This window comes from Stenotrophomonas sp. C-A, assembly GCF_054030835.1.
The window spans coordinates 301,663-325,000 of sequence record NZ_CM132916.1 but is presented as its reverse complement, the minus strand read 5'-3'; the positions used below and the strand labels follow the sequence as shown (position 1 = coordinate 325,000).

Here is a 23,338-nt window from a genome sequence, read left to right as displayed (position 1 = left end):
GCTCAGGCAACATCTTCCCGCCGCCTTCAATGAGCGCTGGACCCGCCGCCATTGGATGCATGCCAGCCTGTTCGCGACCATCGGCGCGCTGGTGGCAACGATCGTCCCAGGCTTCTCGCACACCATCGACGCCCCCTTTGCCGACAGCCATACCAGCCTGGCGCTGCCGTTGCCGCCGCTGACCATGGCCCGCCAGCAGCAGGTGCCCGGTGACAGCTGGCAGGTGCTGCGCGTGCAGCGCGGCCAGACCCTGAGCGACCTGTTCGACAAGGCTGGCATCCCGGCCACCACCCTGCACCGGGTACTGGACCACCCGGGCGCGCGTGAGGCGCTGACCAAGCTGCGCCCGGGTGCCGAGATCGCCTTCGACATGCCGCTGTCCGGTGACCTGCGCAGCATCCGCTTCGACCGCGATGCCGACAACCGGGTGGAACTGAGCCTGACCGGCGACGACATCAAGGAGAAGGTGACCCAGCGCGAGACCTCCACGCGCACCGTGGTCACCAGCGGCGAGATCACCAGTTCGCTGTATGCCGCGGCCCGCCGCGCCGGGCTGTCGCCGTCAGCGATCGCGACGATGACCGACGACATCTTCAAGTACGACATCGACTTCTCGAAGGACCTGCAGCCGGGCGACCGCTTCAGCGTGGTGATGGATGAAACCTGGCGCGAAGGCGAGAAGGTGGACACCAGCAAGATCCTGGCGGCGACCTTCACCACCGGTGGCAAGACCTATTCCGGTTTCCGCTTCGACCGCAACGGCAAGTCCGAGTACTACGACATCAACGGCCGTTCGCTGAAGAAGAGCTTCATCCGCATGCCGATCCCCTTCGCACGCTTGAGCTCGACCTTTGGCGCGCGCAAGCACCCGGTGCTGGGCAAGATGCGCATGCACAAGGGCGTGGACTACGCCGCGCGCACCGGCACCCCGATCATGGCCGCCGGCGATGCCCGCGTGCAGTTCGCCGGCGTGCAGCGCGGCTACGGCAATGTGGTGATCCTCGACCACGGCCGCGGCCACACCACCCTGTACGGGCACATGTCGCGCTTTGCGAACATCAAGACCGGCCAGCGCGTGGCCCAGGGCACGGTGATCGGCTATGTCGGCTCGACCGGCCTGGCCACCGGCCCGCACCTGCACTACGAATTCCGCGTCAACGGCGAGCACCGCAACCCGCTGACCGTGACCATGCCGCCGCCGGAGCCGCTGAAGGGCGCCGAGCTGGTCGCCTTCCGCGCGCAGACCGCGCCGGCGATGGCCCGCATCCAGGGCATGGAAAAGCTGATCTACGCCGATGCCAGCCCGGCACCGACCAGCCGCGACGAGGCCGCCCCCGAGGTGGCCAGCGCCAAGGACAAGAGCAGCACCGGCCGCAAGCGCGGCTGAGCCCCTGCGTTGACGAAGAAGGACGCGGCAGCACAAGCTTGCCGCGTCCTTTTTTTATGCCCGCCATGAACACGACTGCCGACGCTGACGCCCCCCTGTACCTTGGCCTGATGTCGGGCACCAGCGCCGATGGCATCGATGCCGCGCTGGTGCAGTTCCCCGCCGGCGGCGGCTGCCGCTTCGTGCACGGGCTGACCGCCCGCTGGGAGCCGGTGCTGCGTGCGCGGCTGGTGGCGCTGGGTGAGGGCGGCCCGCTGGACTCGCTGGAGGAGCTGGGCGAGCTGGATGCGCGGATCGCGATCAACTTCGCCGAAGCCGCCAACCAGCTGCTGGCCGAGGCCGGCGTGGATCGCAGCCAGGTGCGCGCGATCGGCTCGCACGGCCAGACCGTGCGCCATCGCCCGCTGGCCGACCCCGCCTTCACCGTCCAGTTGGGCGATGGCAACCGCATCGCGGAGCTGACCGGAATCACCACGGTGTCCGACTTCCGCCGCCGCGACGTGGCGGCCGGTGGCCATGGCGCACCCCTGATGCCGGCCTTCCACCTGGGCATGCTGGGCACCGCCGATGAGGACCGCGCGGTGCTCAACCTGGGCGGCATCGCCAACCTGACCCTGATCCCGCGCGAAGGTGCGGTGCGTGGCTTCGATACCGGCCCGGCCAACGCGTTGATGGATGCCTGGTGCCAGCGCCACACCGGCCGCACCTTCGATGCCGACGGCGCCTACGCCGCCAGCGGCGCGGTGGACGAAAGCCTGCTCGCCGGCTGGCGCTCGGACCCGTGGTTCGCGCTGCCACCGCCGAAGAGCACCGGCCGTGAGCAGTTCCACCTGGCGTGGGCCGAGACGCACATGGGCGAAGGCCAATACGCTGCGGCCGATGTGCAGGCCACCCTGCTGGAGCTGACCGTGGCGACGGTGGCCGATGCGCTGCTGGCGCAGCAGCCGCAGACCCGGCGCCTGCTGGTCTGTGGCGGCGGTGTGCGCAACCGGCAGCTGATGAAGCGGCTGGCGGCGCGGCTGCCGGACGTGCAGGTGGAATCCAGCGCGGTGCTCGGGCTGGACCCGGAGTACGTGGAGGCGATGGGCTTTGCCTGGCTGGCGCAGCGGACGATGGACGGGCTGGCCGGCAACCTGCCGAGCGTGACCGGGGCCAAGGGGCCGCGGATCCTCGGGGCGATCCACCTGGCGTGAGGTGGCGTCATCGGCGCATGTAAGGCGCCGTTGTGGAGCCGAGCCATGCTCGGCTTGGCGTGGGCCGGCGAAGAGCAGCCGAGCGTGGGCTCGGCTCTACAGCATTGCGGCGCGGCCGCTAATCGAAGCCCTGCCCTGCGGGCAAGGCCTGCAGGGCGGCGATGGCGTCGGAGAGCGCGTCCACTTCGGGATCGCCGAAGCCGGAGCGAACTTCCAGTTCACTGCTGAACAGGCCCTGCTCCAGCAAAGCGGCGCAGGTCTGTTCGTGGGTCCAGCCGCGGGCGACCGCGACACGTCGGATGCGTTCCAGCAGCAGCGGGTCCAGGTCCCGCAGCACAACGTCGGCCATGCTCACTTCCCCGTTCGCAAGGCACCGCCCCCTCGGCGCGTCGGGGGCGATGATCCCGCAGACCGGGCGGGCAGGCAATCAGGTCGAGCTGGCGGCCTGGCGACGGCGCTGCTGCAGGATCAGCAGGGCGCAGAGGATCACCACCGGGATCGCCACCAGCGCGGTACCGACGAAGAACAGCGCGTAGCCTTCCAGCAGCGTCCGGCCCTGTGCGAGCGTCTGTACCGACCACCCCGAGAGCCCCTTGAGCGCCTTGCCGGGCATCGCGTAGAACGAACTCAGCAGCGCGTACTGGGTTGCGGTGTATCCGATGCTGGTCAGGCTGGACATATAGGCGATCAGCGCCGTACCGGCGAAACCGCTGGCGAAGTTGTCGATTGCCATGGCCACGGCGAAATGGGTCGTGTCCGGGCCCGAATAGGCCAGCCAGGCAAATGCCAGGTTGGAGGCCGGCCCCAGCACGGCACCCACCATCAGCGCCGCCAGCACCCCCCAGCGCACCGAGACCAGGCCTGCCGCAGCAATGCCGACGAAGGTCGCGACCAGGCCCACCGAGCCACGCACCGCGCCAACGGTGTCCTCGTCCAGGCCAAGATCGACGTAGAACGGGTTGGCCATCGGCCCCATGACGAAGTCGGCCATGCGATAGACGCTGATGGCCACCAGGATCAGGATCGCGCCGCTGCGATGCTCGCGGACGAAGGCGATGAACGGCCCCGCCACGGCGTCGAACAATCCGCGCGGCGTCCACAGGGAGGTCGCCTGTGCCTGCACGGCAGCCACTTCCCGCGCGGGTTCACGGGCCATGACCACGGCTACCACGCCAAGCGCCATCAGCACGGCCATGATCTCGTAGGAGACCTGCCAGCCAACACGGGCCGCGATGATCAGGATCAGCGCATCGGTGACCAGCAACGCAGTGCGGTAGCCCAATGCCGAGGATGAGGTCAGCAGGCCAAGCTGCTCGCTGTTGTCCGCACTTTCAATGCGCCAGGCATCGATGACGATGTCCTGGGTGGCCGAAGCAAACGCCACGATCACGGCCATCACGCCGAACACGACGATGTGCTGCCAGGCGATGCCCAGGAACTGGATCTGGCCCCCCTTGGGCTGGACCAGCGCCATGCCGACAAGGCCCACCACTACGACCAGCTGCGACAGCAGCATCCAGCCGCGGCGGCGGCCAAAACGACCGAACAGAGGCACGTCGGTCTTGTCGACGATCGGCGCCCACAGGAACTTCATGGTGTAGGCCAGCCCGACCCATGACAGGAAACCGATCGTGCTCAGCTCGATGCCTTCCTTGCGCATCCAGAAGCCGAGCGTGTTGCCCACCAGATAGATCGGCAGGCCGGAGCTGAAGCCGAGCAGCAGCATCGCCAGCACCTTGCGCTGGCTCAGGTTGGAAACCACCTGCTGCCAGGGTCGGCGCGGCTTGGCAGCCTCGGTCACAGGTCGTAGTCCACGGTGAACGGGGCGTGGTCGGAGAAGCGCTCGTCGCGGTAGATCGAGCAGCTGCGCAGGCGGTCACGCAGGCCCGGGGTGATGAACTGGTAGTCGATGCGCCAACCGACGTTGTTGGCGCGGGCGGCGCCACGGTTGCTCCACCAGGTGTAGTCCTCGCCGGTGGGGTTGAGCAGGCGGTAGGCATCGGCCCAGCCGCGGCCGGCGGCGACATCGGTGGCCTGGCCGTGGTCCGCGCACAGGGCGTTGAGCCAGTCGCGCTCTTCCGGCAGGCAGCCGGAGTTTTTCTGGTTGGACTTCCAGTTCTTGATGTCCAGCGCCGAACGCACGATGTTCCAGTCGCCGCACAGCACGTAGTCGCGGCCGCTGCGCGCCCACTCTTCGAGGATCGGCCGCAGCCATTCCATCACTTCGAACTTGAAGCCCTGGCGCAGGTCGCCCGAGCTGCCGGACGGGATATAGAAGGAGACCACACTGAGGTTGCCGTAGCGCGCCTCGATGTAGCGGCCTTCGTCGTCGAACGGGGCCCAGCCCAGCGAGGTGATGACCTGGTCCGGCTCGCGCTTGCTGTAGATCGCCACCCCGCTGTAGCCCTTCTTGGTGATGGCATCGCGGTAGAAGCAGTGGTGGCCATCCGGGCGGAACATCGGGTCGGTCAGCTGGTCTTCCTGGGCCTTGGTTTCCTGGATGCACAGGACGTCGGCGTCCTGGGCACGGAACCAGTCGAGGAAGCCCTTGGTCGCGGCGGAACGGATGCCATTGGCGTTGAAACTGATGATGCGCATGCGGGGGACCTGCGGCGGGAAACCGGGCAAGCATACCGGTTGCCCGCGGGGCTGCGCAGTCCGCCAGGCCGGGCCGCAGCACCCTTCACACGGGCCCGGACGAGCGCGAAACGCCCAGCTGGATTAGGATTTGTGCTCCAAATGAAGATGAATCGAGTTTTGATGAGCGACCACCGCCACCGTTTCCTGCAGCTGGCCCTGACCGCCGACGCCCTGCGCTTCGGCCAGTTCACCCTCAAGTCCGGCCGGCTGAGCCCCTATTTCTTCAACGCCGGTCGTTTCGACTCCGGTTCGCTGCTGTCGCAGCTCGGCGCCTGCTACGCCGATGCCATCGACGCCACCGGAATCAAGTACGACGTGGTGTTCGGCCCCGCCTACAAGGGCATTCCGCTGGCCACCGCGATGGCCTGCGAGCTGGCCCAGCGTGGCCGCGACCTGCCGCTGTCGTTCAACCGCAAGGAAGCCAAGGACCATGGCGAAGGCGGCCAGCTGATCGGCGCCGACATGAATGGCAAGCGCGTGCTGATCGTCGATGACGTGATCACCGCGGGTACCGCGATCCGCGAAGCACTGGGCATCATCCGCGCTGCCGGTGGCACCCCGGCCGGCATCGTGGTGGCGCTGGACCGCCAGGAGATCGCCTCGGAAACCGATCGCCGTTCGGCGGCGCAGTCGGTGGCCGAGGAAGCCGGCATTCCGGTGATCGCCGTGGCATCGCTGGCCGACCTGCTTGATTTCGCCTCCGGCAACCCGGAACTTGTGGGTTACCGGCAGCCGCTGGAAGCCTACCGGGCCCAGTACGGCGTCCGTTCGATCCGCTGACCGACCCAGGGGAAAGGTCATGTCCCGAGTTCCTGCTGTTCTCTTTGCTGGCCTGCTGCTGGCCGTGCCGTTCACACTGCCGGCGCAGTCGCGGGGTGGCGACAAGGTGGAGAAGAAGCTGTACTGCTGGAACGAGGGCAAGGAGCGGATCTGCAGTGATTCGCTGCCGGCCGATGCGGTCAACCATGCCCGCGAGGAATTCAACGCGAAAAGTGGCCTGCGCAATGCGCAGGTCCAGCGCGCGTTGACCGACGAAGAGCGCGCCGCCGCCAGCACGGTGGCCGCGCAGCAGCAGCTGGACCTGATGGCCGAGCAGACCCGGCAGCGCACCGAGCAGGCGATGCTGACCACCTATGGCAGCGAGGACGACCTGCGCCGGGTGTTCGCCGAGCGCCAGGAAGTGCTGGACAACAACCTGAAGACGGCCGAGTACAACGTCACCAGCCTGCGTGAGTCGCTGGTAGCCCTGTTGTCAGCGGCCGGTGACCGCGAACTGGCCGGTGCCAAGGTGGCCGACAAGCAGGCCGAGGCGATCCGCCAGCGGCACGTGCAGCTGCAGTCGCAGCAGCGCCTGCAGGCCGGGTTCCTGCAGCAGCAGCAGGCGTTGAAGGCGGAAATTGAAAGCACCCTGCAGCGCTATCGCGAGCTGAAGGGCGTGGCGCCGGCTGCCCCGGCAGGCTGACGACGCTCCTGCCGCCGGGCATGGCCCGGCGCTACCCCGGGCCCGGTTACGGGTTGGCCCACGGAATTTATGCACTCTTTACGCGTCGGCCCGGTCCGGCGCGTAGTGCGTTTATGGGGGGCAGGACGACGATGGCGGCCTGAGGTGGAGGGGTTCCACCAGGACGCTATTGCAATGTCCCCCTGGCTGTCGTTGTTGTGTGGCGTGCTGGTGCTGGTCGCCGCCGCCTATCTTCTTTATGTCGTGCTGCGGCCCGAGTCGTTCTGAGCGGAGCCGGCCATGACTGAGATGCTTGTGATTATTGCCGCCAGCCTGCTGCTGGCGTGGCCGCTGGGCCTGTACCTGGCCCGCGTGATGCGTGGCACGCCGATGAAGGTCGACGTGCTGTTCCACTGGATCGAGAAGCCGCTGTACAGGGTGTTCGGCGTCGATCCATCGCGCTCGATGTCCTGGCGCGGCTACGTGCTGGCCTTCGTCCTGAGCAACGTGGTGGTCGCGGTACTGACCCAGGCGGTGTTCATGACCCAGGCCTGGCTGCCGCTGAATCCGGATCAGATCCCGAACATGCGCTGGGACACCGCGCTGCACACGATGATCTCGTTCCTGACCAACACCAACCAGCAGCACTATTCGGGCCAGGCGCAGCTGTCCTACCTCTCGCAGATGACCGGTATCACCGGCCTGCAGGTGGTGACGCCGATGATGGGGCTGGCGCTGGCGGTGGCCACGCTGCGCGCGCTGTTCTCGCGTGCGCCGCAGGCTGCGGCCGCCACCGGTAGCGGCGATGACCGCCAGGTGGCGGTGGGCAACTACTACGTGGACGTGGTGCGCCTGTGCGTGCGCTTCCTGTTGCCGCTGTGCCTGGTGTGGACGCTGGTGCTGACCAGCCAGGGCGTGCCATCGACGATGGCCGGTGGGCCACAGGCCACGCCGATCGATGCCAGCGCCGGCATGGCCGAACAGAAGCTGCCGCTGGGCCCGGTGGCGGCGATGGTCGCGGCCAAGCAGCTGGGCGCCAACGGTGGCGGCTGGTATGGCCCGAACAGCAGCTTCCCGCTGGAGAACCCGACCCCGCTGTCGAACGCGCTGGAGATCGTCGGCATCCTGCTGGTGCCGATGGCGGTGATCTTCATGATCGGTGCGTTCACTGGCCGGCGTCGCTTCGGCGCCCTGGTGTTCACCTGCATGCTGGGCATGTCGCTGCTTTCCACCGGCGCGATGATGTGGAGCGAAGGACACAGTGCCAGCGCCGCTACGCCGCTGCTGATGGAAGGCAAGGAGGTGCGCTTCGGCGCCGATGGCACGGCGCTGTGGGCGGCGGTGACCACCCAGGTCTCCAACGGCTCGGTCAACGGCATGCACGATTCGCTGGCGCCGCTCAGTGGCGGCATCGCGATGGTCAACATGCTGGTCAGCGCGATCTGGGGCGGCATTGGCTGTGGCCTGCAGCAGTTCATCGTGTACCTGTTGCTGGGCGTGTTCCTGGCCGGGTTGATGACCGGGCGTACGCCGGAACTGTTCGGCCGCAAACTGGAGACGCCACAGGTACGCCTGCTGGCCCTGCTGGTGCTGCTGCAGCCGATCACCCTGCTGGTGTTCACCGCCATCACCCTGGCCGTGCCCGGTCTGGCCGGCACGTCCAACCCCGGTTTCCATGGCATCAGCCAGGTCTTCTACGAGTACGTCTCGGCCTACGCCAACAACGGTTCGGGCTTCGAAGGGCTGGGTGACGCCACGCTGTGGTGGAACCTGAGCTGCTCGCTGGTGCTGCTGCTGGGCCGCTTCCCGCTGCTGATCATTCCGCTGGTAGTGGCCGCACAGCTGGCCGCCAAGCGCCAGGCGCCGGAGTCTGCCGGCAGCCTGCAGATCGAAACCCCGACCTTCGCCCTGACCCTGGTCTCGGTGATCGTCATCCTGACCGTGCTGCAGTTCATGCCGGCGCTGGTACTCGGCCCGATCGCCGACCACCTGAGCCTGGGACTGCACTAAGGACACCCTGATGAGTACCCAAGCAAGTTCCACCCGCAGTTCCCTTGCACCGCGCCCTGCCCTGCTCGATGGCCCCGGCCTGCGCCGTGCGCTGGTCGACGCAGTGCGCAAGCTGTCACCGATGCACCTGGTACGCAGCCCGGTGATGGCGGTGGTGATGGCCGGCACGATCGTCGCCGCCATCGTCACCCTGACCGGCAATGCGCCGCTGGGCTTCGGTCTGGCGGTGACCGCGATCCTGCTGGTGACCGTGTTGTTCGGCAACTTCGCCGAGGCGGTGGCCGAAGCGCGCGGCCGTGGCCAGGCCGCCTCGCTGCGCCGTGCCCGCCAGGATCTGGTAGCGCGCCGGCTGGCAGCGCCGCAGCCGGGCGCTGCCGAAACCCTGGTACCCGCCGCCGAACTGCGCCCGGGCGACCATGTGATCGTCAGTGCCGGTGAGCTGGTGCCGGCCGACGGCGAGATCGTGCAGGGCCTGGCCACCATCAACGAAGCGGCGGTGACCGGCGAGTCGGCACCGGTGCTGCGCGAGGCCGGTACCGACCGCTCCGGCGTGATCGGCGGCACCAAGGTGCTGTCCGACCAGATCATCGTGCGGGTGACCGCCGAGCCGGGCCACAGCTTCCTGGACCGGATGATTGCCCTGGTGGAGGGTGCCAACCGCCAGAAGACCCCGAACGAGATCGCGCTGACCCTGCTGCTGGCGGCGATGACGCTGACCTTCCTGGTGGTGGTGGCGACGCTGCCGGCGATCGGCGCCTCCGTGGGCGTGAAGGTCGACCCGCTGCTGCTGATCGCGCTGCTGGTGTGCCTGATCCCGACCACCATCGGCGGGCTGCTGCCGGCCATCGGCATCGCTGGCATGAACCGTGCGCTGGCCGCCAACGTGCTGGCCAAGTCGGGCAAGGCGGTGGAAGTGGCGGGTGACGTGGACGTGCTGCTGCTCGACAAGACCGGCACCATCACCTACGGCGACCGCCAGGCCAGTCATTTCCATCCGCTGGCCGGCATCGACGCCAGCCAGCTGCGCGAAGCAGCGCTGCTCTCTTCGCTGGCCGACCCCACCCCGGAAGGCAAGTCGATCGTGCGCCTGGCGCGCGAACAGGGTTGTGCCACCGCCGAACCGGACCATGCCGACTACCTGGCCTTCACTGCCCAGACCCGCATGTCCGGCGTCGACCTGGAACATGGGCGGCAGATCCGCAAGGGTGCCGCCGATGCGATCCGTGCCCACGTGCAGGCGCTGGGCGGCAACGTGCCGGCCGAGCTGGCCGGTCGTGTCGAGCAGGTCGCGCGCAACGGCGCCACCCCGCTGGTGGTGGCCGAGGGCCGCCACGTGCTGGGCGTGATCGAGCTGTCGGACGTGGTCAAGCACGGCATGCGCGAGAAGTTCGCGCAGCTGCGGGCGATGGGCATCCGCACGGTGATGATCACCGGTGACAACCCGCTGACCGCCGCCGCCATCGCTGCCGAGGCCGGCGTCGACGACTACATCGCCGAAGCGCGACCGGAAGACAAGCTGGCGCGCATCCGCCAGGAGCAGGCCGGCGGCCGCCTGGTGGCGATGGTCGGCGACGGCACCAACGACGCCCCGGCATTGGCCCAGGCCGACATCGGCCTGGCGATGAACTCCGGTACGCAGGCGGCGAAGGAGGCCGGCAACATGGTCGACCTCGATTCGGACCCGGCCAAGCTGCTGGCGGTGGTGGAAGTGGGCAAGCAGCAGCTGATCACCCGCGGCGCGCTGACCACCTTCTCGCTGGCCAACGACGTCTCCAAGTACTTTGCGATCCTGCCGGCGCTGTTCGCCGCTGCCGTTCCGACCATGGCCGCACTGAACGTGATGCAGCTGTCGAGCCCGCGCAACGCGGTGCTGGCGGCGCTGATCTTCAACGCCCTGGTGATTCCCGCCCTGATTCCGCTCGCCCTGCGTGGCGTGCGCTTCCGCCCGGCCACCGCAACGGCGCTGCTGCGCCGGAACATGCTGGTGTACGGCCTCGGCGGCGTGCTGCTGCCGTTCGCGGCAATCAAGGCGATCGACCTCCTTCTTGTCCTGGTATTCGGCGCATGAACCGTACTGTTTCCACTTCGTCTTCCCTTCCGCGCGAACAGAAGGCCGAGGCCCGCGTGGCCAGCCTGCAGGATGGCGCAAGCTGGCGCCCGGCGATCGGCCTGGGCCTGGCCACCCTGCTGCTGGCCGGCGCGGTCTACGCCGGGATCGCCACCGGCTTCGCCGGCCTGGCCTACCCGACCCAGGCCGAGGGCAGCCTGCTGCGCGATGGCAACGGCCAGGTACGCGGCTCGGCATGGCTGTCGCAGCCGTTCACCGGTGATGGCTACTTCCAGGCGCGCCCGTCGGCCGCCAACTACGACCCGATGGCCGCGGCCGGTTCCAACATGGCGCGCAGCAACCCGGCTCTGGCCGAGCGCGTGGCCGCCAGCACGGCTGCGGTCGCCGCACGCGAAGGTGTCGCGCCGCCGCAGGTGCCTGCGGATCTGGTCACCCAGTCCGCAGGCGGCCTGGATCCGCAGCTGTCGCCGGCGGCGGCTCAGCTGCAGGTGGCACGCGTAGCGCGTGCCCGTGGCCTGCCGGTGGAGCGCGTACAAGCGCTGGTGCAGGCGCATACCGAAGGCCGCCAGTGGGGCCTGTTCGGCCAGCCGCGGGTGAACGTGGTGACGCTGAACTTCGCGCTGGACCACGCGGCCAAGGCGCCGTGATGCCGGCCTGCACCGGCTGCGCGCACAATGGCGGGCATGACAGCGGCACCCATGACTGATGCGCGTACCCGCCAGGCCGATGCCCTGGTCGAAGGCCTGCAACGCGAAGCCGGCGGCAAGCTGACCGTATTCCTCGGCGCGGCGCCGGGCGTGGGCAAGACCTACACCATGCTGACCCGCGCGCAGGAACAGCTGCGCCGTGGCGTTGACCTGGTGGTGGGGCTGGTGGAAACCCACGGCCGCGCCGATACCGAGGCGCTGCTGGAGGGCCTGCCGCAGCTGCCGCTGAAGGCAGTGGCCTACCACGGCCACACCCTGCAGGAGATGGACCTGGATGCCGTGCTGGCACGGCACCCGGCGCTGGTGCTGGTGGATGAACTGGCCCATCGCAACGCGCCGGGCAGCCGCCATGAGCGGCGCTGGCAGGATGTGATGGAGCTGCTGGACGCCGGCATCGATGTCTGGACCACGGTCAACATCCAGCACCTGGAAAGCCTCAACGATGTGGTGATGCGCATCACCGGCGTGCGCGTCAGCGAGACCGTGCCGGACGGTGTGCTCGACCGACTGCACGACATCGTGCTGGTGGACCTGCCGCCGCGCGAACTGATCGCGCGCCTGCAGCAGGGCAAGGTCTATGTGCCGGAACAGGCCGCGCAGGCACTGCAGGCGTTCTTCTCGCCGGCCAACCTGACCGCGCTGCGCGAACTGGCCATGCAGGAAGCGGCCGACCGCGTCGACAGCAGCCTGCGCGAAGCACGCGCCGCGCGTGGCGAGAGCAACCTGCCGCTGCGTCGCGGCGTGCTGGTGGCCATTGATGGCGGCGGTCAGAGTGAATACCTGGTGCGCGTGGCGAGGCGCATCGCCGAGCGCCGCGACGCACCGTGGACGGTGGTGACCGTGCAGGGGCGACGCCAAGACGAGGCGACCCGGCGCGAGATCGATGCTGCCTTCGCGCTGGCACGGCGGCTGGGCGGCGACGCTGAGCTGTTGCACGGCTCGAGCATCGCCGACGCCCTGCTCGACCACGCCGCGCACAACGGCGTGTCGACCCTGGTGTTGGGGCGGACCCGCGAACGTCCGCTGGCGCGGATGTTCAACCGAACGTTGACCCAGCAGCTGATCCAGCGCGGCGCGCATTACGAGATCACCATCATCAGCACCCCGCAGGCCCGTGCGCGCTCGCGCCGCGAGGGCCTGCTGCCGCCGGTACGCGGCATCAGCTACGAGCCGGCACAGGCACTGATCGCCACTGCACTGGCCTGTGCGGTGGCATGGCTGGCCGAACGCTGGGTGGGCATGGCCGACCTGTCGATGGTGTTCATCGTCGCGGTGGTGCTGGTGGCCGCACGAACCCGTGCCAGCGTGGCGGTGATGGCGGCAATCCTGTGCTTCCTCGCCTACAACTTCCTGTTCATTGCGCCACGCTTCACCTTCGCCATCGGCGCGCGCCAGGGCGTGATCACCGTGTTCCTGTTCCTGGCCGCCGCGCTGGTGGCCGGACGCCTGGCCTCGCGCCTGCGCATGCAGGTGATTGCGCTGCGTGCCGCCAACCGCCATGCGCGTGCGCGCCAGCAGCTGGGCCGCCAGCTGGCCAGTGCCGCCGGCAACGGCGAGGTGGCGCAGGCGGGTCGGCATGCACTGGAACAGGCCATGGACGTGCCGGCGTGGCTGCGGATCGGCGCCGATACCGCAACCGGTGGCCGCAGCCAGCCTGGCGATACCGATCTGGCCGCCGCCGACTGGGCGCTGCGCCACGGCCAGCCCAGCGGCCGCTTCACCGACACGCTGGCCGGCGCGCAATGGTGGTTCCTGCCGCTGCTGGATGGCGAAGACCGCGCGATCGGCGTGGCCGGCCTGTACCTGCCCGGCGCGCAGGCGCGCCTGCTGCCCGAGCAGCGGCAGCTGGCCGAAGCGATGGTGGATGACATCGCGCAGGCCGCGCTGCGCACGCGGCTGGTGGCCGAACTGGAACAGGCCCACGTCAGCAACGAGACCGAGCGATTGCGCTCGGCCCTGCTCTCTTCGGTATCGCACGATCTGCGCTCGCCGCTGGCGGCGATGATCGGTTCGGCCGACAGCCTGGCCAGCTACGGTGCGGCGATGGATACAGCCGATCGCCGTGCCCTGCTGGACACCATCCTGGTCGAGGGCGAACGGCTGGACCGCTACATCCAGAACCTGCTGGACATGACCCGCCTCGGCCACGAAGGATTGAAGATCAACCGCGACTGGATCGGCGTGGACGAACTGATCGGCTCGGCGGCGCGGCGCCTGCAGCGCTACCAGCCCAAGGTACGGCTGGAGCTGGATATTCCCTCCACGCTGGCGCCGATCTGGGTGCACCCGGCGCTGGTCGAGCAGGCCGTGTTCAATGTGATGGAAAACGCGGCCAAGTTCTCGCCGCCCGATGCCGCCGTGCAGGTGCAGGCGCGCGAGCTGGACGGCCAGCTGCGCATCGACGTGATCGATGCCGGCCCCGGCATTCCCGATGACGAGCGTGCGCGCATCTTCGACATGTTCTACAGCGTCGAGCGCGGCGACCGCGGCCGCCACGGCACCGGCCTGGGCCTGACCATCTGCCAGGGCATGATCGGCGCGCATGGCGGCAGCGTGCAGGCGCTGCCCGGACGCGACGGTCGCGGTACCCTGATCCGCATCACCCTGCCCCTGCTCAAGCCAGCCTCCCACGATGAGCCCGACCCCGATTGATGCCAGCGTGCCGGCCGCGCGCGTGCTGGTGATCGATGATGAAACCCAGATCCGCCGGTTCCTGGATATCAGCCTGCGCGCGCAGGGCTACCAGGTACGGCAGGCCGCGACCGGCCAGGAAGGCCTGGAGATGGCCGCCAGCGAAGACATGGACCTGGTGATCCTGGACATCGGCCTGCCGGACATGGAAGGCCACGAGGTGCTGGAGCAGCTGCGGCAATGGAGCCAGGTGCCGGTGATCATGCTGACCGTTCGCGCCGGCGAAACCGAGAAGGTGCGGGCGCTGGACAACGGCGCCAACGACTACGTGACCAAACCCTTCGGTACCCAGGAGCTGATGGCGCGGGTACGGGCGCTGCTGCGCACGCGCAGCGTGCCCAGCGACGGCACCCCGCCGGTGTTCGACGATGGCCATCTGCATGTGGACCTGGTGCGCCGTGAAGTGGCACTCGATGGTGAACCGGTGGCGCTGACCCGCAAGGAATACGCGCTGCTGTCGCTGCTGCTGCGCAATGCCGGGCGCGTGGTGACCCAGCCGCAGATCCTGCAGGAGATCTGGGGGCCGACCCACCAGCACGACACCCATTACCTGCGCATCCTGGTCGGCAAGCTGCGGCACAAGCTGGGTGATTCGGCGCTGGATTCGCGCTACCTGTTCACCGAACCGGGCGTGGGGCTGCGGTTCAAGGGGTGAAAGCGTGCCGACCAACGGTCGGCACCCACCAGGATCGATCAGAACTCCAGTGGGGTCTCGCCCAGCACCGGTTGCAGCTGGCTGCGGAACAGCGCCTGGATGCGTTCCAGTGCCGCCTCGTCGTTGCCCTCGAAGCGCAGCACCAGCACCGGCGTCGTATTGGAGGCACGCACCAGGCCCCAGCCATCGGGGAAGTCCACACGCAGGCCGTCGATGGTCGACAGGCGGCCGCCCACATACGGGTTGTCCGGCGACTGCGCCGCCGCCACCAGCATCGCCACCAGCGCATGTGGCGTACCGTCGGCCACCGGCACCTTCAGTTCCGGCGTGGCCACCATCTCCGGCAGCTCTGCCAGTACCTCATCCGGGGTCTCCTCGCGCTGGGCCAGGATCTCCAGCAGGCGCGCCGCCGCATACAGGCCATCGTCGAAACCGAACCAGCGCTCCTTGAAGAAGAAGTGGCCGCTCATCTCGCCGGCCAGCTCGGCGTCGGTCTCGCGCATCTTCGCCTTCATCAGCGAATGCCCGGTCTTCCACATCAGCGGACTGCCACCATTGCGCAGCACGTGGTCGGACAGCTTGCCGGTGCACTTCACGTCGTAGATCACCATCGCGCCGGGGTTGCGCATCAGCACATCGGCGGCAAACAGCATCAGCAGGCGGTCGGCATAGATGATCCTGCCTTCGCCGGTGACCACGCCCAGCCGGTCGCCATCGCCATCGAAGGCGACGCCGAGGTCGGCGCCGAAGCGCTTGACCGTCTGCACCAGGTCTTCCAGGTTGGCCGGTTCGCTCGGGTCGGGATGATGGTTGGGGAAGGTACCGTCGACATCGCAGTACAGCGGAATGACTTCAGCACCGATCGCTTCCAGCAGCTGCGGTGCGAGCGCACCGGCGACGCCGTTGCCGGCATCGGCCACGACCTTCAACGGGCGGTCCAGCTGCACGTCGTCGGCGATGCGCTGGATGTAGTCGGCACTGACATCACGCTGCTGGTAATCGCCCGGCTCGGCGGCCTGTACCAGGCGGCCTTCGATGATGCGCTGGTAGAGATCGGTGATGGCGTCGCCGGACAGCGTCTCGCCGCCGATGACCACCTTGAAGCCGTTGTACTCGGGCGGGTTATGACTGCCGGTGACCGCCACGCAGGTGCCGGTGCGCAGATGGAAGGCGGCGTAGTACACGACCGGGGTCGGTGCCAGGCCGATGTCGATCACCGCGCAACCGGCGCGCCTCAGACCCTCGGCCAACCCTGCGGCCAGTTCCGGGCCGGACAGGCGGCCGTCGCGGCCGATCACCACCTCGCGCAGCCCCTGCTCCAGTGCCACGGTACCGATGGCCTGGCCGATCAGCGCCGCCGTCTTCGGCGTCAGTTGGCTGCCCACCACACCGCGAATGTCGTAGGCGCGGAAGATACCGGCCGCCAGTTCCTCGGCCGGAACCGGCGGCGGGGGCGGCGGTGCACTTTCAGTTGTGCTGGCCTCGGCCACCGGCGGCGGCGCCATCTGCAGGCTCTCGCTCAGGGTCGGGCCATGATCCGCTTCCGCCACGGCCGCACGGCGCGGCAGCGGCAGCGCCTTCGGCAGGCGGCCGCGACCCACCACCAGCAGCACGGCGATGAACGCCAGCAGCAGCGCGACGATGGCGCTGGCCAGCGAACCCAGGCCCAGCGGACCGGGTTCGACATTGGGTACCGCGGCCACCAGCCGCAACGGCGTACCCGGAATCGGCCGCGCCAATGCTTCGGCACTTTCGGCCAGGCTGGCATCGCCCTGGGCGACGAGGTCATGCGCGCCCTGGCGCAGGCCAAGGAAACCGGCCGATGGCGCACTCACCTGGTCCAGCGGCGAGGTCAGTCGCAGCAATGGCTGGCGCACGTAGAGCACTGCCGGGCCCAGGCTGCCCAGCGGCACCGGTGCCGCCAGGCCAAGACGATTGCCGCCCCCATCGCGGACCACGCGCAGGCTGGGGCCGGTCTCGGCCAATGCGGCTTCCAGCAGCGCCAACCGGGCATAGCCGAAGGTCGCCGGGTCGGCATAGGCGTTGGCCAGATCGGCGGTCAGCACTTCGGCGTGCTCGACGCCGGTCCAGCTCTCGCGGACCGCGAGTGCCGCCGCAGCGGCATCGCCGGCCTGCAGCGCCTGCTGCACGCGCTCGTTCTTCAGCTGCTGCTGCAGCTGCTTCAGCTGGCCGGCAGCGGCCTCCTGCAGGCCTTGCACGGCCTGGTCACGCGCAGCTTCCAGCGCCTGGCCGTTGGCCTCCTGGCGCCATTGCTGCACCGCGCTCCATCCGAACCAGCCAGCCAGCAGAACCAGCAGCACCCCCAGTAGTGGCGCACTGCGTCCCAACGACCGTCCCCGCTGTCCTTCCCCGATGCCGCTCATCGATGTCCCCTGTCAACGCACCCCGGTATGGCCGAATCCACCCGTTCCCCGCACGCTGTCGGTGAAAGTATCCACCACCTGCAGGCTGACGCGGGCAATCGGCACGACCACCAGCTGCGCGATGCGATCGCCCGGCTCGATGGTGAAGGCCTCGCGGCCACGGTTCCAGACACTGATCAGCAGCGGGCCCTGGTAATCGGCGTCGATCAGGCCGGTGCCGTTGCCGAGCACGATGCCGTGGCGGTGACCCAGCCCGGAACGCGGCAGGATCACCGCGCACAGGTTCGGATCGGCGATATGGATGGCCAGGCCGCTGGGCACCAGCGCGGTGTCGCCCGGCTGCAGGGTCAGCGCGGTATCCAGCGCCGCGCGCAGGTCCATGCCGGCGCTGGCTTCGGTGGCGTAGGCCGGCAGCGGCCAGCTGTCGCCGAAGCGCGGATCGAGCAGCTTGACCTGCAGCGGTTGGGAAGTGAAAGCCTGGGTCATGCCTGGAGTCTCCGCGCGATCAGCGCCAGCAGTTGTTCGGCCAGCTCGCGCTTGGAGGTGGCCGGGAATACCTGTTCACCGTCCTGCCAGAAGGCAGTGGCGGCGTTGTTGTCGCTCTCGAAACCGCCGCCGCTGATGCCGACCTGGTTGGCGATCACCAGGTCCAGGCGCTTGTCGACCAGCTTGCCACGCGCATATTTCTCCACGTCGTGGGTTTCGGCGGCAAAGCCGACCACCAGCTTCAGCGACTGCGTCTGCGCGGCAACTTCGGCAAGGATGTCCGGCGTGCGCACCAGCTCGATCACCAGCGACTGGCTCTCGGCGGTCTTCTTCAGCTTCTGCGGAGCCACCTGGCGCGGCGTGTAGTCGGACACCGCGGCGGCGCCGATATAGATGTCGGCCGGCAGCGACTTCAGCACGGCATCGCGCATCTGCGCGGCCGAGCGCACGTCGACCCGTTGCACGCCGGGTGGCGTCGGCAGCTGTACCGGGCCGCTGACCAGCACCACCTGGGCGCCCATCGTCGCGGCAGCCGCGGCCAGGGCGAAGCCCATCTTGCCGCTGCTGCGGTTGCCGACGTAGCGCACCGGATCGATGTCTTCATAGGTCGGACCGGCGCTGATCAGCAGGCGCAGGCCCTGCAGCGCGCGGATTTCCGGCGCGGCAACGGTCGCGGCGCTGCTGCCATTGGCGGCCAGCGCGGCCACGATGTCGCCGGGCTCGGCCAGACGACCCGGACCGGACTCACCTTCGGCCAGCGGACCGTCGACCGGACCGATCACCTGCGCGCCGCGCTGGCGCAGCAGGGCGATGTTGGCCTGGGTGGCCGGATGCAGCCACATGCGGTGGTTCATCGCCGGGCAGATCGTCAACGGCGCAGTGCTGGCCAGGCACAACGTGCTGACCAGGTCATCGGCGTGGCCCTGGGCCAGCCGTGCCAGCAGATCGGCGGTGCCCGGGGCGACCACGATGCGGTCGGCCCAGCGGGCCAGCTCGATGTGGCCCATGGCCTGTTCGGCGGCGCTGTCCCACAGCGTGGTGCGGGTCGGCTGCCCGGACAGGGCCTGGAAGCTGAGCGGAGTGACGAACTGCTGGGCTCCGGCGGTCATCGCCACCTGCACCTGGGCACCGGCGTCGCGCAGGCGCCGCACCAGTTCCAGCGCCTTGTACGCCGCGATCCCGCCTCCGACGCACAACAGCAGTTTCTGACCTTCCAGCGCGCGCGCCGGCGCGGGGGAAGCGTTGGGGGAGTCAGCCACCTGGAATTCCTGTGCAAACGAGGGCGCTAGCTTACCCGATGGTCGGTAATGTCCCGGTGCAGGGCGCACATAGCGGGCGGCTATCAGCAGATGGAATCCGCCTGCGTTGACCCGGGATTCACCCGGTAACAGTTTCGGACCTTTCCTATACCCCTACGTCTCTGTGCTTTTGCAGAATCAGGCATTGGCTGCCGCCCGCCGTGGCCTGTTCGACCTTCGAGGAGCCGCGTGCATCCACGCATCATCATCGCCGACGACCATCCCGTGGTCCTGCATGGCATCCGTGTCGTGCTGCAGACCTACCTGATGGACATCGTCGGCAGTGCGCGTGACGGCGCCCAGCTGCTGGAGCTGGTGGACCAGCACGACTGCGATGCAGTGCTGACCGACCTCTCGATGCCGGGTGCCGGCCCGGACGGTCCGGAGCTGATCGACGCGCTGCGCATGCGCCGACCTGGCCTGCCGGTGGTGGTGCTGACCGGCGCCCGCCATCCCGGCCTGCTGGACGGACTGCTGCGGGAGGGCATCAGTGGCCTGGTCGACAAGTGCGCCGATTTCGCCGAACTGCCCCAGGCGCTGAACGCCGCGATGGCGGGGCAGGTATTCGTCTCCCAGCAGCTGCGCCACCACCTGCAGGCACGCGACCTGCTGTTTCCGCGCGAGCCGGCGCCGCTGTCGGCACGCGAACAGGAAGTGCTGGAACTGCTGGCGGCCGGTCTCAACGTGAACCAGGTCGCCGAGCGCTGTGGGCGCAGCCCGAAGACCATCAGCCGGCAGAAGGCCGAAGCCAAGCGCAAGCTGGGCCTGCAGAACAACCAGGAACTGTTCGACTACCTGCAGACCCGACGCGACTGAGGCATCGACCGACCCGGGCCCGCGGCAAGCCCCGATGGGAGATGCCGCCGAAGCTGGCGATGATGCAGGCATGCCCATCCATGACTGGCCCGAACAGGAACGCCCCCGCGAGAAGCTGATCGCGCGCGGGCCCACGTCACTTTCCGACGCCGAACTGCTGGCCCTGTTTCTCGGCTCCGGGTTCGGTGGCCGCGATGCCGTGCAGACCGCGCGCGACCTGCTGCAGGCGCATGGCCCGTTACGGGTGCTGCTCGATCGCCCCGCGCGGGAGCTGGCGCGCCTGCCCGGGCTGGGTCCGGCGCGTAGCTGTACCCTGGCTGCCGGGCTGGAACTGGCCCACCGCTACCTGGCCGCCGAGCTGGAACACGGCGAAGCGGTCGGCAACAACCCGGCCGCGGTCGGACGCTATCTGCAGCACCGCCTGCGAGGGCAGTCACGGGAGATCTTCATGGCCCTGTTCCTGGACAATCGCCACCGCCTGATCGCCTGCGAGGAACTGTTCCACGGCACCATCAACGCCGCACCGGTCTACCCCCGCGAAGTGGTGCGGCGGGCCCTGCTGCACAACGCGGCGGCGGTGATCCTCAGCCACAACCACCCTTCCGGCGACCCGGAACCCTCCAGCGCCGATACCCGCATCACCGACGAACTGCAACAGGCACTGGCGATGGTGGACGTGCGCCTGCTGGACCACTTCGTGGTGGGCGAGGGCCGTCCCGTTTCATTTGCTGAACGGGGCCTGCTATCCACGCCCCAGCCGCGCCTGTTCGGCTGAGCGCGGCCCCTTCAGGCGCCATCGGCCGCCCCCACAGGCATGTTCTGGTCAGCGTGGGCGCGGGTATCTGCGCTAAAATGGGCGATTCCGCCGCTCATTCTCACAGCAGGCCTCGTGAAAAATCTCCTCCGCGCCCTGATCAGCCAAGGCATCGAAGCCTTGCGCGCCAATGGCACCCTGCCCGCCGACTCCCTGCCGCCGGACTTCGTGGTCGAGCGCCCGAAGACCCGCGACCACGGCGACTTCGCCACCAACGCCGCGATGCTGCTGGCCAAGGCCGCGCGCAGCAATCCGCGCGCACTGGCACAGGCATTGGTCGAGGCGCTGCCGCGCAGCGAGGACGTCAGCAAGGTCGAGATCGCCGGCCCCGGCTTCATCAACTTCCACCTGGCCCCGGCCGCGTACCAGCGCGAAGCCGCCTCGGTCATCAAGGAAGCCCACGACTACGGCCGCAACCTGTCCGGCAATGGCCGCACGGTGGGCGTGGAGTACGTGTCGGCCAACCCGACAGGCCCGCTGCATGTCGGCCATGGCCGCGCGGCGGCCATCGGCGACTGCGTGGCACGTGTGCTCGATGCCAACGGCTGGAACGCCAAGCGTGAGTTCTACTACAACGACGCCGGCGTGCAGATCGAGAACCTGGCGCTGTCCACCCAGGCGCGGATCAAGGGCATCGCGCCGGACCAGGACGGCTGGCCGGAAGGTGGCTACCGCGGCGAATACATCGCCGACGTCGCCCGCGCCTACATGGCCGGCGCCAGCGTCGACCTGGAAGGCAGCACCGTGGTCGGCGCCAGGGACCCGGACGACATGCAGGCGATCCGCCGCTTCGCGGTGGCCTACCTGCGCAACGAGCAGAATCTGGACCTGGCCGCATTCGGCGTCGACTTCGACATCTATTTCCTGGAAAGCTCGCTGTACGCCGACGGCAAGGTGGCCGAAGCAGTGGCCAAGCTGCAGGCGTCGGGCCATACCTATGAAGAAGGTGGCGCGCTGTGGCTGCGCAGCACCGACTTCGGTGACGACAAGGACCGCGTGATGCGCAAGTCCGACGGCACCTTCACCTACTTCGTGCCGGATGTGGCCTACCACCTGTCCAAGTGGCAGCGCGGCTACGAGCGCGCGATCACCGAACTGGGTGCCGACCACCACGGCTCGCTGGCGCGCGTGCGCGCCGGCCTGCAGGCGATGGAAGTGGGCATTCCGCAGGGCTGGCCGGAGTACGTGCTGCACCAGATGGTCACCGTCATGCGCGGCGGCGAGGAAGTGAAGCTGTCCAAGCGTGCCGGCAGCTACTTCACCCTGCGCGACCTGATCGAGGAAGCCGGCCGTGATGCCACCCGCTGGTTCCTGATCGCGCGCAAGCCCGATTCGCAGCTGACCTTCGACATCGACCTGGCCCGCCAGCAGAGCAACGACAACCCGGTGTTCTACGTGCAGTACGCGCATGCGCGCGTCTGCAGCCTGCTGCGCCAGGCGCAGGAGAAGGGCCTGGTGTACGAACAGGGCAATGGCCTGGCCAACCTCGGCCGCCTGGCCGACGACGCTTCGCTGCTGCTGATGAACGAGATCTCGCGGTACCCGGAAGTGGTGGAGGCGGCCGGCGTGGCGCTGGAACCGCATCTGGTGGCGCAGTACCTGCGTGAATTGGCGCACGCGTTCCACACGTGGTATCACGGGACGCCGGTGCTGGTGGAAGACGCCGCCGACCGCAACGCCAAGCTGACCCTGGCCTGCGCCGCGCGCCAGGTGCTGGCCAACGGCCTCGAACTCCTGGGCGTCAGCGCCCCGGAAAAAATGTAAGCATCAGGAGACGCAGTACACATGGCAGCACGACGCGGCAAAAACCAGGCACGACGTAACAGCAGCAGCCAGGGAACACCCGGATGGGTGTGGCTGGTCGCTGGCGTGGCGATTGCAGCCGTGGTGTTCCTGGCGGCGCCGAACCTGTTCAAGGGCGAAGGCGATGGCTTCCTTCGCGCCGGTCCGCAGCCGAACCCGAACGCGCAGCCGGCCCCGGTCGCGGATGCCGACAGCGATGTCGGCGCCCAGCCGGCCGCGCAGCCGGCCACGCCGAAGCCGGCCGAACCGGAGAAGCCGGCCGCCACCCAGTACGACTTCTACACCCTGCTGCCGGGCAAGGAAGTTGAAATGTCCGACGCCGAACTGGCCGCCAGCGCGCGTGCCGAAGACCAGCGCCGGGCCAAGGCCGAAGCGCAGCGCGCGCAGGCGGCACTGGAAGGCAAGCCGGTTCCGGCCGCCGCCGCTGCGCCGGCACCGACAGCAACCGCCAGCGTGGCCAGCACCGCACCGGTAACCGGCACCAGCCGTCCGCTGCCGGCACCGCTGAGCGAACGCCCGGCTGCGGCAACGCCTCCGGCCAGCACGCCGACGGCGTCGACCAGCACCGCCGCCGCCACTCCGGCAGCGCGCGCGGAAACCGCGCCGACCACGGCCAGTACCCCGGCCGCTGCCGCACCGGCCGCCGCCGACAACGCCCGCTACATCCTGCAGGCGGGTGCGTTCGGTGCCTCCGGCGATGCCGAAGCGACCAAGGCCAAGCTGGCGATGATGGGCCTGGCGGCACGCGTGGAATCGGCGCAGATCAACGGCAAGACCGTGTACCGCGTGCGCATGGGGCCGTATGGCAGTGCCGGCGAGTTGTCCGAAGCCAAGCAGAAGCTGGATGGCACCGGCCTGCAGGCGATGGCGATCAAGGCGCAGTAAGCCTGCCGCTGTGAATGAAAAAGCCGGGCATTGCCCGGCTTTTTCGTTTCTGTAGAGTCG

20 protein-coding genes (1 of these 20 cut by a window edge) are annotated in these 23,338 nt (G+C 68.8%); 14 read left to right on the top strand and 6 right to left on the bottom strand.

Annotated features, from left to right (window positions below; all coding sequences use genetic code 11):
* Positions 1-1,387: the 3' portion of a M23 family metallopeptidase gene (locus tag ACW5IY_RS01495; RefSeq protein WP_043403159.1), read on the top strand. It extends 86 nt beyond the left edge of the window; the window shows 1,387 of its 1,473 coding nt (coding positions 87-1,473); the start codon falls outside the window, past its left edge; its stop codon occupies positions 1,385-1,387.
* Positions 1,388-1,452: 65 nt separating this feature from the next.
* Complete coding sequence (locus ACW5IY_RS01490) at positions 1,453-2,580, top strand: anhydro-N-acetylmuramic acid kinase (RefSeq protein WP_100049980.1); 1,128 nt, start codon at positions 1,453-1,455, stop codon at positions 2,578-2,580.
* 118 nt (positions 2,581-2,698) lie between these two features.
* On the opposite strand, the gene ACW5IY_RS01485 is transcribed toward ACW5IY_RS01490, so the two are convergent.
* The 3 genes from ACW5IY_RS01485 to ACW5IY_RS01475 all read right to left on the bottom strand — a co-directional run bounded on the left by ACW5IY_RS01485 (position 2,699) and on the right by ACW5IY_RS01475 (position 5,178).
* Complete coding sequence (locus ACW5IY_RS01485) at positions 2,699-2,929, bottom strand: hypothetical protein (RefSeq protein WP_005420465.1); 231 nt, start codon at positions 2,927-2,929, stop codon at positions 2,699-2,701.
* Between the two features lie 78 nt (positions 2,930-3,007).
* Positions 3,008-4,381, bottom strand: coding sequence for a muropeptide MFS transporter (locus ACW5IY_RS01480; RefSeq protein WP_049435222.1), 1,374 nt, complete (start codon positions 4,379-4,381; stop codon positions 3,008-3,010).
* Complete coding sequence (locus ACW5IY_RS01475) at positions 4,378-5,178, bottom strand: exodeoxyribonuclease III (protein ID WP_005412008.1); 801 nt, start codon at positions 5,176-5,178, stop codon at positions 4,378-4,380. Before ACW5IY_RS01475 ends, ACW5IY_RS01480 begins: the two co-directional genes overlap by 4 nt.
* A gap of 162 nt (positions 5,179-5,340) precedes the next feature.
* Here ACW5IY_RS01475 and pyrE point away from each other — a divergent pair, with 162 nt between their 5' ends.
* The 8 genes from pyrE (at position 5,341) to ACW5IY_RS01435 (ending at position 14,792) form a co-directional block, all read left to right on the top strand.
* A complete protein-coding gene (gene pyrE / locus ACW5IY_RS01470) occupies positions 5,341-6,000 on the top strand; it encodes an orotate phosphoribosyltransferase (RefSeq protein WP_010486876.1) in 660 nt (219 codons plus the stop codon).
* Positions 6,001-6,019: 19 nt separating this feature from the next.
* Positions 6,020-6,682: a hypothetical protein gene (locus ACW5IY_RS01465; protein WP_049435221.1), complete on the top strand. Its 663-nt coding sequence runs from the start codon at positions 6,020-6,022 to the stop codon at positions 6,680-6,682.
* Between the two features lie 174 nt (positions 6,683-6,856).
* On the top strand, positions 6,857-6,949 hold the full coding sequence (locus tag ACW5IY_RS01460) for a potassium-transporting ATPase subunit F (RefSeq protein ID WP_005407770.1): 93 nt from the start codon (positions 6,857-6,859) through the stop codon (positions 6,947-6,949).
* Positions 6,950-6,961: 12 nt separating this feature from the next.
* Positions 6,962-8,671 (top strand): potassium-transporting ATPase subunit KdpA, encoded by a 1,710-nt coding sequence (gene kdpA, locus ACW5IY_RS01455; RefSeq protein ID WP_049435220.1) that lies wholly within the window; start codon positions 6,962-6,964, stop codon positions 8,669-8,671.
* Between the two features lie 10 nt (positions 8,672-8,681).
* Positions 8,682-10,739 carry a potassium-transporting ATPase subunit KdpB gene (gene kdpB / locus ACW5IY_RS01450; protein WP_049486730.1) on the top strand — a complete coding sequence of 686 codons (2,058 nt, stop codon included), beginning with the start codon at positions 8,682-8,684 and terminating at the stop codon, positions 10,737-10,739.
* Positions 10,736-11,386 (top strand): potassium-transporting ATPase subunit KdpC, encoded by a 651-nt coding sequence (gene kdpC, locus ACW5IY_RS01445; RefSeq protein ID WP_049435219.1) that lies wholly within the window; start codon positions 10,736-10,738, stop codon positions 11,384-11,386. The genes kdpB and kdpC overlap by 4 nt, the downstream gene beginning before the upstream one ends.
* A gap of 51 nt (positions 11,387-11,437) precedes the next feature.
* On the top strand, positions 11,438-14,098 hold the full coding sequence (locus ACW5IY_RS01440) for an ATP-binding protein (protein WP_049435218.1): 2,661 nt from the start codon (positions 11,438-11,440) through the stop codon (positions 14,096-14,098).
* Positions 14,079-14,792, top strand: coding sequence for a response regulator transcription factor (locus ACW5IY_RS01435; protein ID WP_019338804.1), 714 nt, complete (start codon positions 14,079-14,081; stop codon positions 14,790-14,792). Before ACW5IY_RS01440 ends, ACW5IY_RS01435 begins: the two co-directional genes overlap by 20 nt.
* A gap of 38 nt (positions 14,793-14,830) precedes the next feature.
* Here ACW5IY_RS01435 and ACW5IY_RS01430 read toward each other — a convergent pair whose 3' ends face one another.
* Genes ACW5IY_RS01430 through coaBC form a run of 3 tightly spaced genes read right to left on the bottom strand, consistent with a single transcriptional unit; the run spans position 14,831 to position 18,921 of the window.
* Positions 14,831-17,176, bottom strand: a complete 2,346-nt coding sequence (locus ACW5IY_RS01430) for a phosphomannomutase/phosphoglucomutase (protein WP_049435217.1) — start codon at positions 17,174-17,176, stop codon at positions 14,831-14,833.
* Between the two features lie 12 nt (positions 17,177-17,188).
* On the bottom strand, positions 17,189-17,662 hold the full coding sequence (gene dut, locus ACW5IY_RS01425; protein ID WP_021204751.1) for a dUTP diphosphatase: 474 nt from the start codon (positions 17,660-17,662) through the stop codon (positions 17,189-17,191).
* A complete protein-coding gene (gene coaBC, locus ACW5IY_RS01420; protein ID WP_049435215.1) occupies positions 17,659-18,921 on the bottom strand; it encodes a bifunctional phosphopantothenoylcysteine decarboxylase/phosphopantothenate--cysteine ligase CoaBC in 1,263 nt (420 codons plus the stop codon). Before coaBC ends, dut begins: the two co-directional genes overlap by 4 nt.
* A 228-nt stretch (positions 18,922-19,149) precedes the next feature.
* Between coaBC and ACW5IY_RS01415 the strand changes: the two genes are divergently transcribed.
* The 4 genes from ACW5IY_RS01415 to ACW5IY_RS01400 all read left to right on the top strand — a co-directional run bounded on the left by ACW5IY_RS01415 (position 19,150) and on the right by ACW5IY_RS01400 (position 23,278).
* A complete protein-coding gene (locus ACW5IY_RS01415) occupies positions 19,150-19,776 on the top strand; it encodes a response regulator (protein WP_049435214.1) in 627 nt (208 codons plus the stop codon).
* Positions 19,777-19,846: 70 nt separating this feature from the next.
* Entirely contained in the window at positions 19,847-20,551 is a 705-nt protein-coding gene (gene radC / locus ACW5IY_RS01410; protein ID WP_049435231.1) for a RadC family protein, read from the top strand.
* A 114-nt stretch (positions 20,552-20,665) separates the two neighbouring features.
* Positions 20,666-22,354, top strand: a complete 1,689-nt coding sequence (gene argS / locus ACW5IY_RS01405; RefSeq protein WP_049435213.1) for an arginine--tRNA ligase — start codon at positions 20,666-20,668, stop codon at positions 22,352-22,354.
* Positions 22,355-22,375: 21 nt separating this feature from the next.
* Positions 22,376-23,278, top strand: a complete 903-nt coding sequence (locus ACW5IY_RS01400) for an SPOR domain-containing protein (RefSeq protein ID WP_049435212.1) — start codon at positions 22,376-22,378, stop codon at positions 23,276-23,278.
* Positions 23,279-23,338 lie beyond the last annotated feature (60 nt).

Bases quoted from the DNA above. Each gene is read 5' to 3' on its own strand.
- ACW5IY_RS01490 (WP_100049980.1), top strand. From the start codon at position 1,453: ATGAACACGACTGCCGACGCTGACGCCCCCCTGTACCTTGGCCTGATG.
- ACW5IY_RS01485 (WP_005420465.1), bottom strand. From the start codon at position 2,929: ATGGCCGACGTTGTGCTGCGGGACCTGGACCCGCTGCTGCTGGAACGC.
- ACW5IY_RS01475 (WP_005412008.1), bottom strand. From the start codon at position 5,178: ATGCGCATCATCAGTTTCAACGCCAATGGCATCCGTTCCGCCGCGACC.
- pyrE (WP_010486876.1), top strand. From the start codon at position 5,341: ATGAGCGACCACCGCCACCGTTTCCTGCAGCTGGCCCTGACCGCCGAC.
- ACW5IY_RS01465 (WP_049435221.1), top strand. From the start codon at position 6,020: ATGTCCCGAGTTCCTGCTGTTCTCTTTGCTGGCCTGCTGCTGGCCGTG.
- ACW5IY_RS01460 (WP_005407770.1), top strand. From the start codon at position 6,857: ATGTCCCCCTGGCTGTCGTTGTTGTGTGGCGTGCTGGTGCTGGTCGCC.
- kdpA (WP_049435220.1), top strand. From the start codon at position 6,962: ATGACTGAGATGCTTGTGATTATTGCCGCCAGCCTGCTGCTGGCGTGG.
- kdpB (WP_049486730.1), top strand. From the start codon at position 8,682: ATGAGTACCCAAGCAAGTTCCACCCGCAGTTCCCTTGCACCGCGCCCT.
- kdpC (WP_049435219.1), top strand. From the start codon at position 10,736: ATGAACCGTACTGTTTCCACTTCGTCTTCCCTTCCGCGCGAACAGAAG.
- ACW5IY_RS01440 (WP_049435218.1), top strand. From the start codon at position 11,438: ATGACTGATGCGCGTACCCGCCAGGCCGATGCCCTGGTCGAAGGCCTG.
- ACW5IY_RS01435 (WP_019338804.1), top strand. From the start codon at position 14,079: ATGAGCCCGACCCCGATTGATGCCAGCGTGCCGGCCGCGCGCGTGCTG.
- ACW5IY_RS01430 (WP_049435217.1), bottom strand. From the start codon at position 17,176: ATGAGCGGCATCGGGGAAGGACAGCGGGGACGGTCGTTGGGACGCAGT.
- dut (WP_021204751.1), bottom strand. From the start codon at position 17,662: ATGACCCAGGCTTTCACTTCCCAACCGCTGCAGGTCAAGCTGCTCGAT.
- radC (WP_049435231.1), top strand. From the start codon at position 19,847: ATGCCCATCCATGACTGGCCCGAACAGGAACGCCCCCGCGAGAAGCTG.
- ACW5IY_RS01400 (WP_049435212.1), top strand. From the start codon at position 22,376: ATGGCAGCACGACGCGGCAAAAACCAGGCACGACGTAACAGCAGCAGC.